This is a genomic window from Spirosoma areae, from assembly GCF_054781775.1.
This window is the reverse complement of record NZ_BAAGTT010000029.1, coordinates 99,618-112,193: the sequence shown is the minus strand read 5'-3', so window position 1 is coordinate 112,193 and position 12,576 is coordinate 99,618. Positions and strand designations below refer to the sequence as shown.

Sequence of the window (12,576 nt, the reverse complement as noted above, 5' to 3'; positions counted from 1 at the left end):
CTATGATTCAAGCCTTCGAGTTTTCACCCTTCCAGGAAAATACCTACGTTGTTGCCGATGATGCGACGAATGAAGCCGTTATTATCGATCCGGGCTGTTACGATCAGGTTGAAAAAGAAGCGTTGAGCCGGTTCGTTACGGAGAAAAAACTTAAGGTCAGGTATGTACTACTCACTCACGCTCACCTCGACCATGTGTTCGGGTTGGCCTATGTGAAACGTACATTCGGCATCAAAGCCTATCTTCACATGTTAGATCAGGTCATTTATGACGATGTGCCAACGCGCTGCATGCTCTACGGTTTACGAGGCTATGAGCATGCTGAAATTGATGAATTTCTGAAAGAAGGCGACCAATTTACTATTGGGAACACCATTTTAGATGTCATCTTTGTACCGGGCCACGCGCCAGGTCATGTTGCGTTTGTGAATCATGCCGAACGGTATATAGTTGGGGGCGATGTATTATTCCGGGAAAGCGTGGGACGCACGGATTTTCCGTTAAGCAGCCATACGGACCTCATCAACAGCATTCGAACGCAGTTTTATACCCTGCCCGACGATTATGTAGTGTATCCCGGTCATATGGAGCCAACCACCATCGGCCACGAAAAACGAAACAACCCCTTTATCAAACAATGAATAATGAATGTGTGCATTCGGCAAATTCATTATCCATCACCCATTCTCCATTACCCATCATTCATTATTCATTATTGAAACCTCTGCTCAGACACCTCCCCAACGCCATGACCTGCGGCAATTTGCTGTGTGGATGTATTGGTTTAGTTATGGCTCTTCGTGGTCATCTCGACACGGCTGCCTGGCTAATTGGTTTAGCGGCCATTCTCGACTTTGGCGACGGTTTTGTCGCCCGTCTGGTGAAGGTCTCCGGCCCGTTTGGCAAGGAACTGGATTCGCTGGCTGATGTAGTGACGTTTGGCGTGCTGCCAGCAACCCTTGTTTTTCAGCTTAGCTGGTTTCAGGGCCTGGGTTCGATTTCGTATGGCGCGTTTCTGATTGCGATGCTGGCTGCTTTACGACTGGCTAATTTCAACATAGATACCCGCCAATCCGAATCCTTTATTGGCCTTCCCGTTCCGGCCTACACCATGCTGATTGCCGCTTTCCCGCTCATGGAACGGTATCAACCACAGTACGATGCCATCTGGAAAAACGATATTGGGCTGGGTATAATGATTGCTTTTTCATTTATGATGGTATCAGAAATACCTCTTTTCGCCCTCAAATTCAAATCGTTCGGCTGGGCCGAAAACCGGATAAAGTTTAGTTTTCTGCTTTTATCCGCTCTACTGCTGTTATTTTTGCAATTCGCAGCAATCCCGCTCATTATCCTGCTATACATTCTTCTATCATTAATTTTCAATGATAGAATGAGTCAATGACTGAATATTCCCAAAGCAACTATTCATTCATTGACTCATTCTATCATTCAATCATTACTCATGACATACATCGCCGAAATCAACATCATGACCCGGGCTGAAATTCTGGACCCGCAGGGCAAAGCTGTTAAACTGGGGCTTCACAATCTTCAGATGGATACCATCGATAACGTCCGCGTCGGAAAGCACATCCGGCTGGAAGTTGATGCCGAAACTGAAGAGCAGGCCCGTACAACCGTCGATTCGGCCTGCCGTCAATTGCTGGCCAATCTGATTATGGAAGACTACTCGTTTGACCTGCACGCTGCCTGAAAACTCTGCGTATTAGAAAACCTCGCAGGTTTCGTACTTTTGCTGGCTTTTTGCCATCAACAAATGAACACGACTTACTCAAGCATTAAAGGGTTAGGCTTTTACGTCCCCGAAAACATTGTCACAAATGACAATCTGACCCAATACATGGACACCTCCGATGCCTGGATTCAGGAACGGACGGGTATTAAGCAACGGCGGTATTTTACCTACGGGAAAGATACGAATGCCAGCATGGCTACGGCTGCCTCGCGCATGGCCCTCGACCGGGCCGGTCTGTCAGCGAAGGATGTTGACCTCATTGTTTATGCCACCATCACACCCGATTATTATTTTCCGGGTTCAGCCTTTCTGATGCAGCGGGAGTTAGGTCTGGAGGGCGTGGGCGTTATCGACATCCGTAACCAATGTTCGGGCTTTGTTTACGCGCTCTCCATTGCCGACCAGTTCATTAAAACCGGGATGTATAAAACCATTCTGGTTGTCGGTTCCGAAATTCAATCGTCGCTGCTCAACAAAAGCAATGAAGGTCGGGGCGTAGCCGTCATTTTTGGCGATGGCGCAGGCGCGGCTGTTGTTCAGGCTACCACCGACCCTGATCACCGTATTCTGTCAACGCACCTCCACGCCGACGGGCGTTATGCCGAGGAACTTTACATTCGCGATCCGGGCAGTAGCCGCGATGGTCGCTGGATTTCGGAAGCTACCTTAGCCGAGGGCAATTACAACGTGACAATGAACGGCAACATGGTTTTCAAACATGCCGTTGTGCGGTTTATGGAGGTGATTAATGAAAGCCTGGAAGCGAACGGCTATCAGGCACAGGATTTAACGCTGCTGGTGCCACATCAGGCTAATATTCGCATTTCGGACTATGTTCGGCAGCAGATGAACTTACCTGAAGAGAAGGTTTTCAATAATATTCAGCAATACGGCAACACCACGGCGGCTTCCATTCCGATTGCCCTAACCGAAGCTTTTGAGCAGGGCCGCGTGAAGCCCGGCGACTTAATCTGCCTGGCCGCTTTTGGCAGTGGCTTCACCTGGGCATCCGCACTAATTAAATGGTGAATGAGTGAATGAGTGAATAGCTAACGCAAACACTATATTCACTCATTCACTATTGGACTAATACGTTCCCACCGATAACATCACCAGCGTGCAGGCCTGGATTGGCTCAATCCCTTCGGCCCGCAACTGACGTTCAAATTCAGGGTTTTCAGCACCAGGGTTAAAAATAACCCGACGGGGCTTCAGGCTTTTGATGTACTCGTATAAATCTGGCTGATTACGAGGACCAACATACATCGTTACCGTATCGACGTCGTCCAGCCGTGGGTGGTCGGTTTGAATGCGGTGGCCGTCAATTTGGCCTGCTCTCAAGCCAATTAATTCAATGTCGTGTCCATGGCGAAGCAGGCTATGAGCGGCTAAGTTGGCATAACGACCAGGCTTTTCGGTTGCTCCCACAACCATTGTCTTTCTTTTTTGAACTTCCATTGTTTCAGAAAATAGCCTAAAGCTGGATAGCCCGACTTGCTCAATACGTAACAACCCTGCCCCCAAAGGGGTTTCGGTTCGGTGAAATCGTCTTCTGTCAGATGCAGAAACGAACGCGCTTAATTAATCTCATCAGGATATAAAGGCATACATTGTAACACTCTGTTTTGTTTTTTCACGTTTCTGTAGTCAACTTATTCGTAAAAACAAACAACCATTTTAATGGATTGTTGTTAAGCACTACAGACTACCGCACAGGACATAGTTGCGCCTAAAACAGTTTCGGTTATGGATGCAAAAGCCAATCAAAGCTTCTGGAATGAAAAGTGGGTACTAATTTCGTTTGAAGGTATTGTCAATCCTCCCCGTTATGAAGTTTCCAATTATGGGCGCTTACGCAGCTATCAGTCCAGCGCAACCACCAGCGCCAAACATCCGGCTACCAAAGCGCTTAGTAAACTCATTAAAGGCTCAGTCATTCAGGGATATCGGTCGCTGAATATCCGGTCGGAAGGCAAAACGCTGAACCGGTATGTGCATAAATTAGTAGCTGAGCAGTTTACTAACCGCGATACGCCTGATCAGATTTTCGTCATTCACCTCGACCACGACAAGCAGAACAATCACTATCAAAATCTGAAATGGGCGACTAAAGAAGAAATGATTGACCACAATCGGAATAATCCATATCTTAAAAATCGGCAGCTTCCTCGCCAGACGCGTAACTACAAACTCACCGAAAGTAAAGTCCGCATTATTAAAAAACTGTTGCTGAACGACAAAAATCGACTGAAAATGATTGCTAAACAGTTTGGCATCACCCATACACAACTCAACCGCATCCGGTCGGGTGAGAACTGGAAGCACGTTACAATCGAGTGAGTTATAAATTCCAGTCAAAGGTGGAGTCTGATTAATGCTGTAGAATCTAAAGAATTCACAGAATCAATAGTTAATCGACTCGTCGATGAGCGACCCGTGAACGCCCGCTAACGGTAGCGATACGAAAAACGACGTGCCAACATCGTCGGTCGTCTCAAACCAGATCGTGCCGCCTGCGTGCTCGACTCCCCGTTTGGCAATGGCAAGCCCCAGCCCCGAACCACCCCGCTTGGTGCTGAAATTTGGCAGAAACACCTTGGCCCGGATGGCTTCGGGAATTCCCGCTCCGTTGTCGTGGACTTCAATCTGAACCTTATCGCTGTGGGTATATAGTTTCAGGTCAATAATGGGCTTACGGCCCGGCGGAACCGACTGAATGGCATTAATCAGCAGGTTGGTCAGGATTCGACCAATCATTTGCCGGTCGCCAATGGCCATAACCGGCCCTTCGACAATGTCCCGCCGGAGCATAATTCGTTTATCATCCGCATATAAATCGGCAGCTTTGTTGAGCACGCCCGTTACCTCAAACGTTTCTCGCTTAGGCAGGGGCATTTTGGCAAATTCCGAGAACGACGTAGCAATATCGCTGAGGTTATCGATCTGATCCAACAGCGAATCAAACGTCCGCAGGATTACCCGCCGAGCCGGGTCGCTGCCTTCAGTAGCCGATTCGGCGGGAGCTGGAAATGTTCGCTGCAGGTGTTGCAGCGTTAGTTTCATGGGTGTGAGCGGATTTTTGATTTCGTGGGCAACCTGTTTAGCCATTTCGCGCCAGGCCGACTGTTTCTCCGTTTGAGCCAAAGCCAGTTTGCTCTCTTCCAGTTTAACCAGCATCCGGTTGTATTCCCGAATGAGCAAACCAATTTCATCGTCAGACTGCAAGGGCAACGGGTCATTAGGCCGCTCAAGGTTCGTTTTCCTGATTTTCTGCGTCAGTATTCGCAGGGGCTTGGTCAGCACATGCGACGCAAAATAGGACAGAATCAAAAACAGCAGAAACAGCGCCGTGAAGATGCTCAGGGCCGAGGCAATCACTTCAATAATTTGCCGGTCGAGTTCAGCCCTGGCGTAGAAATATGGAACACTCAATACACCGAGCAACCGCCCGTTATACGATTTTATACCCGTGTAGGCCGTTCGATATTCTTTACTGCCCAGCGATTCGTTCAGTAGGATCTGGTTTTCCTTATCCTCGATTATATGGCTATAAGCCTCTGGATTTATTAGTTTAGACAGATAGCCACTTTCATAAATAAGCGGGCGGGTGGAGGTGTAGAGCCGCCCCTGCATATCGAACAGGTTGATATCAATATCAGCATCGCGGGCAATCTTGCTTAATTCTTCCTCCATTGATGCTTTGCTCCGCTTTGCCTGCAGGTGTTCGTCCAGGTATGTCAGAAAGTTAGCCGCAATGTTGCGGGTATTGCTGATATAGCTGTTCTGCTGATTGGTGTTATAATTGGAGCTTATTACATTGACAATCAAAATGATAACAAACAGCAGAGGCAGAAAAAAAGCGATATTCAGCAAAATCTGAATTTTAGTCGAGTAGTTGATATTGTATCGCGAAAACCCATAATTGATGGCATAAGCTATGATGACGCCAATGATGGTCAGCACCAGCAGCAGGTAGAGAAATGAGAAGTTTGAAAAGAAGTTTGCAAACGGGTACTCAGCCGACGACACAACGACGATACGGCCATCCTGTCCACGCTGCGCTACGTGCTGATAGCCGTTGCTGGAAACGCCATTCAGGTAGAGAGCCGGGTTATCCAGTAGAGAAAAATCAAGCTTACGCTCGTAGTTATAACTTCCCGTCGTATATAACGGCTTGTGTTGCACCAGGCCTGCGGGTTGGACCCCCAAACGCGGGCCTCTAAAAAAGGCATAACTATACTCTTGTGTTTCGGGATTCTGGGTAAACTTCGTGTCGACCAGTAACTCAGGATAAACGCTTTTCGGCCGTTCATTCCGAAGCCGCAGGTCCAGCACTACATAGCCAAGGGTATCGGCAGCAACTTGAGACTGGGATACAAGCGACACCAATCCCGCCTGCTGAATTGGAACGAAGCACAGGTATTGCTTTACAAACTGGTTCCCAACCTCATTTACAAAATATATACCTGAGTATTCGGTTTGATAAGCCGCCTGGCGGTAACGTGTATTGAGCGACGCTAACGAAACAGGATCCGGGCTAATATCGAGTGGTCGCCCATTGGCCCGAAACGAAAACACCTCAATGTCATACTTATCAAAATATTTATCTAAGTGTAAACTCTTAACCCGCTGCTGAATCCGCTCGCGCACCAGCAGTGTATCGGTTTGTAGGGCGCGTCCAATCTCAGCATCCCGCCGGATTGACTCCCGCGCTTTGCTCATCAAAAATTCGCCAAACTCGTCGTTCTCGGCCAGCAATTGCGTAGCGAACTCCTGCTCCTGAATCAATTGTTTTCTGATTTCCTGGTTATAAACTACGTAAGCCGTCATAACCGCATAAACGAAGGCGGCCAGAAACAGATAGATGGACGTTTTATAGCGGAATATGTAAAGCGTTTTTGGAAGCTGGCTGATATAAATAAGTAAAAAATAGACGCCATTGAGTAAAAACACACCCTCTGTTGGCAAGCCCAGCAGTAGCCAACCACCCCAGCTCAGCGCAGTGCCTCCCAGAATCAGCAGGACGCCAATCCCGGCATGCTTAATCCGATTATACCGTAGAAACAGGCTGGCTAAGAGGTGAGTATTTAGAAAATAAATAAAGGAGATGATAATAAAAACCACTAAACACATCATTTTCAGGAATGAAAAGCGAATGTTCAGGGTAATGTCGAGGGTAAACTGCGACTTCTCGTAAATATTATTGAGTTCAATGTAGCAAAGGGTAAACAGGCCATAGCTTGCCACAACACAACCCACCGACAGGGCTGTTTGAAGCCAGTTGGGCAAACGTAAAAGCGCTAAATACGTTTGCGAACGATAGTAGTACCTAACCCAGTAAAAGGCCAGAATGGCCACAACGAACGCGTTGAGCAGCAAATCGCCCAGCGAAGGGACAACCACCGACGATGCGTAGAATTTAGAATTGAACAGATCGGACTCGATGAACAGGAAGGGCACACCATAATACAGCATGAGTGCTCGTGTTGCGAGCAGATAGCCAGCCAGCCAAACAAAACCCAGTTCGTACCGACGCTGGCGCGTCAGCCGAATCATTAGCTGGCACACATACAGCCCCAGAAAAAGCACCCCCAAGGAAGCCAGAATCACCGTGTTGACTGGTGTCGAATGATTCCGATAAGCCTCTATCTTTGGCGGCACCACCGAGAACAGGAACGCTGAGTTGTTATCGTATATGGCCTGAATTGTATTCTGTCGATCATCCGTAACGGCCTGGGGGTCAAGCGCGAACAAATTTGGATTATAGCCCGATTGCAGGTAGGTATTGTTACTGTGGTAGTACCGGTAAATGTTTACCAGCGAGAATATATCCAGTTCATCTGCCCCCTTGCGTACCCGCTGATGACTGACAATGTAGCGGCCCTGTTCAAAATCAATAAGTTTAGAGCTGGTAACAGTGGTCAGCCGGGCGTAATTAGGAATAAAGCGGTAATCAGACCAGTACACTAATTGCTTGTCCCGAAATACGAAATAAGGGTACTCAGAGGGTATTTGCAGGTCAGCAAAGGAAGGTTTAGGCTTCTGTGACAGCAACTCGGCCACTTTATTGAGGTGACCGGTACTTACCAGAATTTCCTCTTTAACCCGTTGTTGAACAGCGCTAAGGTATTGTTCTTCGGGGGCTCCGGGGGCATTTTGTTCTAATAAAAGAAAATACAATACCGATAGACCGAAGGAAACGGCTGCCAGAAAAAGAAAAATATGTTTTTCGATACGCTTCACAAAACGGAGGTATTGCCCTAACTTAAAAACAGCCCTAAAATCATGCCAAGTTTTCACCAGCATTGAGCATGGAGCAAGGTGCAGGACGCACACGGCCAGTTCCCTACTCCATTTCTATTCCGTGCTCCCGGCCTTTTCCACCGTGAAGCCACCCGGTTCGTAACCAATCTCAGCGCCGAGCACGTAGAGTAAATGTTTTCGATCAATAATGACCTGCACGCCTTCAACGTTATACACTTCGTCGGTGGGGCTGGGCAAGTCGAAACCCAAAAGCCAGGATGCTCCGCACCCTCCGCCCCGAACGCCAACCCGCAACCCATAGTCGCCAGGTATTTTATTAGCCCGTAATGTATCCAGAATCTGTTGACGCGCTTCGGGCCGAACAATAACAGGATTATCAAGTGTCAGCATACGAACGTTTGGTATTCGGTTTCCGATAAACCGATTGCTCTTTGTCAAATTTACCTTTTTTCACGGAACAACGTTTCCCCATTATGGACCTATTGAGTGACTTCCTGAAACTGATTGTACCCGCCGGTTTAGTCTTATACGGCATGTATTTAACCGTTAAATTATTACTGGAGCGCGAAGCTGACCGCCACAGCTATGAGGTAAAAAACCGATATACCGAAACCGTGGTACCGATCCGGCTGCAGGCTTACGAGCGAATGGTTCTGTTTCTGGAACGCATCAGCCCCAATAATTTATTGCTCCGGCTGGGCGGCAGTTCAACCACCGTACTGGATTTCCAGCAACGACTTTTGCACGAAATCAGAGATGAATACAATCATAACCTCTCCCAGCAGGTATACATGAGCCAGGGGGTTTGGGACCAGATTCAGGCCGCCATGAACGACGTGATGACGCTCATCAACCAGGCATCAGGCGACACCCGCCCCGACGCGCCCGCCCTCGATTTATCCAAACGCATTTTTGAGCGCATTATCCAGAAAGAGAAACAACCCACTTCTGACGCCCTCAAGGCCCTCAAGGAAGAAATTCAGGCAATGTTTATGTAATGTAGCACGGGGCTGGAGCGATTCCTGCCCTGCTCCGCGCTCCTGGCCCCATGCCCTAAAACACCCCCGCCGATAAGGTCAGGGCTTTTTGAAACGCTTCCTGATTGATTGACAGGGCAACTCCTTCGCTGGTTAGTGTTTGCATAATTTCTTCGGTGGGCAGGTTGCCGGTAAGATCGTCTGCTGCCATTGGGCATCCCCCAAAACCACGCAGGGCACCGTCTAACCGCCGGACACCCGCCCGCAGAGCAGCCCGCACTTTCGCATCCGTTTCGCCAGGACGGGCGTGCAGATGAGCGCCAAACTCGACCCCCGAAAATGTGTTGATCAAGTGCCTGAAGAGGGTTTCAATGGCTTCTGGAGTGGAGGAGCCAACCGTGTCGGAGGGGGCAATAATGCCTATACCTGTATCGACAAGGCGGGCGACAAACTCACCCACAAGGTCGGGGCTGTAGGGGTCGCCGTAGGGATTGCCAAAGCCCATCGACAGGTAAACGACCAATTCTTTCCCGGCCCCAACGCACAGATTCTGGATGTCGGCAACCTCCGCAAAGGCCTGTTCGATGGTTTTGTTGGTGTTCCGTTGCTGAAACGTTTCGGAAAGGGAAAGCGGAAAACCAACATACCGAATGTGCGGATGCGAAACGGCCTGTTCGGCCCCGCGCCTGTTAGCCACAATGGCCAGTAACTTTGTTTGCGTAGTGAATAAATCAAGACCGGCCAGCACTTCAGCAGTGTCGCGCAGTTGCGGAATGGCTTTCGGCGACACAAAACTTCCGAAGTCGAGCGTATCGAAGCCAACCTGTAGCAGGGCATTCAGGTAGCGAATTTTCAGGTCTGTCGGCACAAAATGCGTCAGTCCCTGCATGGCATCGCGGGGGCACTCAACGAGTTTCATCGGCGAACAGGGTTCCGTGTCAGTAGAGCCAGCCATACCATCACAGCCGCACAAATCGCTAAGCCACCAGATTCGCGGGCCAGTTCGATGTTCAAACTCCGCATCCCCATTTCACCGAACAAAAAGCCTTCAAACGCGGGGGGCCATTGATAGACAGCCGCTACGACATACATACCGGCAATGACGGCAAAGAACCACCATCGCCCCACGCCTGCATAGGCCATGAAACAGGCCACAGCCGCAGCCGCATAAATAGGCACCCAAACTTCCGGGTCAGGGTCGTTGTACTGCAGGGCCGCGAACAGAATGAATAGCAGCCCAAAAATGATAGAGACAGGTTTACGCATAAAAAAGTCGGTAGTCGTTAGTGAATAGTCGGCAGTAAATAAGTAGAGACAATTACCTCTTAATTAACGACTTAATTACAATATTCTGCTATGGCATTAGCAGCATCAGCGTAGCCCAATAGCTGCGCCTGTTTCAAACTCAGGCAACCCGTTTCACGATTTTTGCTCAACAGTTGGGCGATGCCTAAGCCGTAAAATGCTTTTCCGAATTTTGGGTCTGCTGTTACCGCCTGCTGAAAATCAGCGACAGACCCGGCAAGGTCTTTCTGCTGAAACCGCAGATTGCCCCGATTGTATAACGCCAGCGCATTCATAGGGTTTAAGGAAATTGCCTGCGAAAAATCGGTGAGGGCGGGCTGAACCTGCCCCTGCGTAGCGAATAACTGCCCCCGGTTCAGGAACAGTTCGGCGCTGATGGCCTTGCTTGTGTCGGGTGCCAGCCGTATTGCATCCGAATAATCGGTCAGGGCACTGGTTAAGTCATTTTGAGCTACTTTCAGGAGCGCCCGGTTATAGTAGGGGCGGTAAAACTTGGGCGTCAACTTAATAGCCTGGTCATAATCGAGAGCCGCATTTCCATATTCTTTCAGTTCAAAATAAGCTACACCCCGTGAGTTAAACGCTTCGGCATTCGCATCGTCGGCTTCGATAGCCTGGTTCAATGCCTGCACAGCTTCGCTAAACTTACCGGCCTTCAAATACGCCCGCCCCTGCTCAAGGTACTTGTCCGACGACGTGCAGGCGCAGACAAGAAAGAATGTAAAATGAATAATGTAGAATAAACGCTTCATTAGTTTAATGATAGAATGGTTGAGTGACAGAATGATTGAGTAGGTTATGCGTCAGCTATTCAATCATTCTATCACTCAACCATTCATAATTACTTTCGGCAAAGGTACGGGTGAAATTTTGTGGTTTGATTAACAATTGCGTAAGTTTGCATCGGCAAATCGGTGCTACCAGCTCCTGCTGAATCCCCCAGGTCTTGACCGAAGCAAGGGTAGGTGGTCGTAGCGGTGAGACATTGGTTTGCCATTTTTTATTTCCGTTCGGTTTCGGTAGGCCGGGCGGTCTTGTTGTTTAGCGGGTTATGCGTTTAGCAGTATCGGACCGCTAAATTTCCTAAACCCAGTCTATGAATCTGATTAGCCAACTCACCGCTTCGTTTCAGAATTCCTTCAACACCAACCCGGCCGACCCCGGCCCACTCCTGATTTGCTCGCCCGGACGTGTCAATCTAATTGGCGAACATACCGACTACAACGAAGGGTTCGTGTTGCCCGCTGCCATCGACAAAGCCATTTATTTAGCCGTTGGCCCCCGCCCCGACAAGGAAGTGCATCTGGTGGCCCATGACCTGAACGAAACCTATCAGGGGTCGCTCGATAGCCTCGCACCTACCCATACCTGGGCCGATTATCTGTTGGGCGTAATGGCCCAGTTTCGGCTGGCAGGGCATCAGTTTTCTGGAATCAACTGTGTATTTGGTGGAACCATTCCCTTAGGAGCAGGCCTGTCCTCGTCGGCCGCGCTCGAAAATGGCGTTGGCTTTGCCCTCAACGAATTATTTGGTTTAGGACTTGACCGGGTGACGATGGTGCGCCTGTCGCAACGGGCCGAAAACGAGTTTGTTGGGGCCAAAGTTGGCATCATGGACATGTTTGCCAGTATGATGGGGAAAGCCAACCACGTGATTAAACTTGACTGCCGTTCGCTCGACTATACCTATGCGCCCCTGCAAATGGATGGCATCAGCATCGTTCTCTGCGACTCGCAGGTGAAGCACTCGTTAGTCACATCGGAATACAACACGCGCCGGGCCGAATGCGAAGCCGGCGTGCGTTTTTTGCAGGCGTTTTACCCCAACATCAGGAGCCTGCGGGATGTAACGATGCTTATGCTGGATGAGCATCTGCGCGATGCGGAGCCGCTTATCTACCGCCGGTGCGCCTACGTTGTTCAGGAGAATCAACGACTACTCGATGGTGTAATTGCGCTTGAAGCAGACGATATTGCCCGGTTTGGCCAACTGATGTACGGCTCCCACGAAGGTTTAAGCCGCTGGTATGAAGTCAGTTGCTTAGAATTAGACATATTGGTGGACATTGCACGGGAGCAGCCGGGTGTGCTCGGCGCGCGAATGATGGGCGGTGGTTTCGGCGGCTGTACCATCAATCTGGTTCGGGAGGAATCACTGGCCGACTTTACGGATGCGATTCTGAAACAATACAAAGCCCGAACGGGGAAAGATACGTACCTTCACGTCTGCAAAATTCAGGATGGGACGAATCGAATGATGAACTAACTCAC

General features: G+C 49.2%; 13 protein-coding genes. 7 read left to right on the top strand and 6 right to left on the bottom strand.

Annotation, left to right across the window (positions count from 1 at the left end):
• Positions 1–2: 2 nt before the first annotated feature.
• The 4 genes from ACYVI1_RS17100 to ACYVI1_RS17085 all read left to right on the top strand — a co-directional run bounded on the left by ACYVI1_RS17100 (position 3) and on the right by ACYVI1_RS17085 (position 2,788).
• A complete protein-coding gene (locus tag ACYVI1_RS17100; RefSeq protein ID WP_460911945.1) occupies positions 3–641 on the top strand; it encodes an MBL fold metallo-hydrolase in 639 nt (212 codons plus the stop codon).
• A complete protein-coding gene (pssA, locus tag ACYVI1_RS17095; protein ID WP_460911944.1) occupies positions 638–1,405 on the top strand; it encodes a CDP-diacylglycerol--serine O-phosphatidyltransferase in 768 nt (255 codons plus the stop codon). Before ACYVI1_RS17100 ends, pssA begins: the two co-directional genes overlap by 4 nt.
• 60 nt (positions 1,406–1,465) lie before the next feature.
• Entirely contained in the window at positions 1,466–1,717 is a 252-nt protein-coding gene (purS, locus tag ACYVI1_RS17090; RefSeq protein WP_460911942.1) for a phosphoribosylformylglycinamidine synthase subunit PurS, read from the top strand.
• A 63-nt stretch (positions 1,718–1,780) separates the two neighbouring features.
• Complete coding sequence (locus ACYVI1_RS17085; RefSeq protein ID WP_460911940.1) at positions 1,781–2,788, top strand: 3-oxoacyl-ACP synthase III family protein; 1,008 nt, start codon at positions 1,781–1,783, stop codon at positions 2,786–2,788.
• 57 nt (positions 2,789–2,845) lie between these two features.
• On the opposite strand, the gene ACYVI1_RS17080 is transcribed toward ACYVI1_RS17085, so the two are convergent.
• Complete coding sequence (locus tag ACYVI1_RS17080; protein WP_460911938.1) at positions 2,846–3,217, bottom strand: CoA-binding protein; 372 nt, start codon at positions 3,215–3,217, stop codon at positions 2,846–2,848.
• Positions 3,218–3,505: 288 nt separating this feature from the next.
• Between ACYVI1_RS17080 and ACYVI1_RS17075 the strand changes: the two genes are divergently transcribed.
• Positions 3,506–4,099, top strand: a complete 594-nt coding sequence (locus ACYVI1_RS17075; protein ID WP_460911936.1) for an HNH endonuclease — start codon at positions 3,506–3,508, stop codon at positions 4,097–4,099.
• A gap of 63 nt (positions 4,100–4,162) precedes the next feature.
• On the opposite strand, the gene ACYVI1_RS17070 is transcribed toward ACYVI1_RS17075, so the two are convergent.
• Positions 4,163–8,002 (bottom strand): sensor histidine kinase, encoded by a 3,840-nt coding sequence (locus ACYVI1_RS17070; protein WP_460911934.1) that lies wholly within the window; start codon positions 8,000–8,002, stop codon positions 4,163–4,165.
• Between the two features lie 114 nt (positions 8,003–8,116).
• Positions 8,117–8,413: an iron-sulfur cluster assembly accessory protein gene (locus ACYVI1_RS17065; protein ID WP_460911932.1), complete on the bottom strand. Its 297-nt coding sequence runs from the start codon at positions 8,411–8,413 to the stop codon at positions 8,117–8,119.
• Positions 8,414–8,496: 83 nt separating this feature from the next.
• Between ACYVI1_RS17065 and ACYVI1_RS17060 the strand changes: the two genes are divergently transcribed.
• Entirely contained in the window at positions 8,497–9,021 is a 525-nt protein-coding gene (locus ACYVI1_RS17060; RefSeq protein WP_460911930.1) for a DUF7935 family protein, read from the top strand.
• A gap of 55 nt (positions 9,022–9,076) precedes the next feature.
• Here ACYVI1_RS17060 and ACYVI1_RS17055 read toward each other — a convergent pair whose 3' ends face one another.
• The 3 genes from ACYVI1_RS17055 to ACYVI1_RS17045 form a co-directional block, all read right to left on the bottom strand.
• Complete coding sequence (locus tag ACYVI1_RS17055; RefSeq protein WP_460911928.1) at positions 9,077–9,919, bottom strand: hydroxymethylglutaryl-CoA lyase; 843 nt, start codon at positions 9,917–9,919, stop codon at positions 9,077–9,079.
• The gene (locus ACYVI1_RS17050) at positions 9,916–10,266 is read right to left on the bottom strand and encodes a transmembrane 220 family protein (protein WP_460911926.1); all 351 of its coding nucleotides are present in this window, start codon (positions 10,264–10,266) and stop codon (positions 9,916–9,918) included. The genes ACYVI1_RS17055 and ACYVI1_RS17050 overlap by 4 nt, the downstream gene beginning before the upstream one ends.
• 71 nt (positions 10,267–10,337) lie before the next feature.
• Positions 10,338–11,057 (bottom strand): tetratricopeptide repeat protein, encoded by a 720-nt coding sequence (locus tag ACYVI1_RS17045; RefSeq protein WP_460911924.1) that lies wholly within the window; start codon positions 11,055–11,057, stop codon positions 10,338–10,340.
• A 344-nt stretch (positions 11,058–11,401) separates the two neighbouring features.
• Here ACYVI1_RS17045 and galK point away from each other — a divergent pair, with 344 nt between their 5' ends.
• A complete protein-coding gene (gene galK / locus ACYVI1_RS17040; RefSeq protein WP_460911922.1) occupies positions 11,402–12,571 on the top strand; it encodes a galactokinase in 1,170 nt (389 codons plus the stop codon).
• Positions 12,572–12,576: the final 5 nt, after the last annotated feature.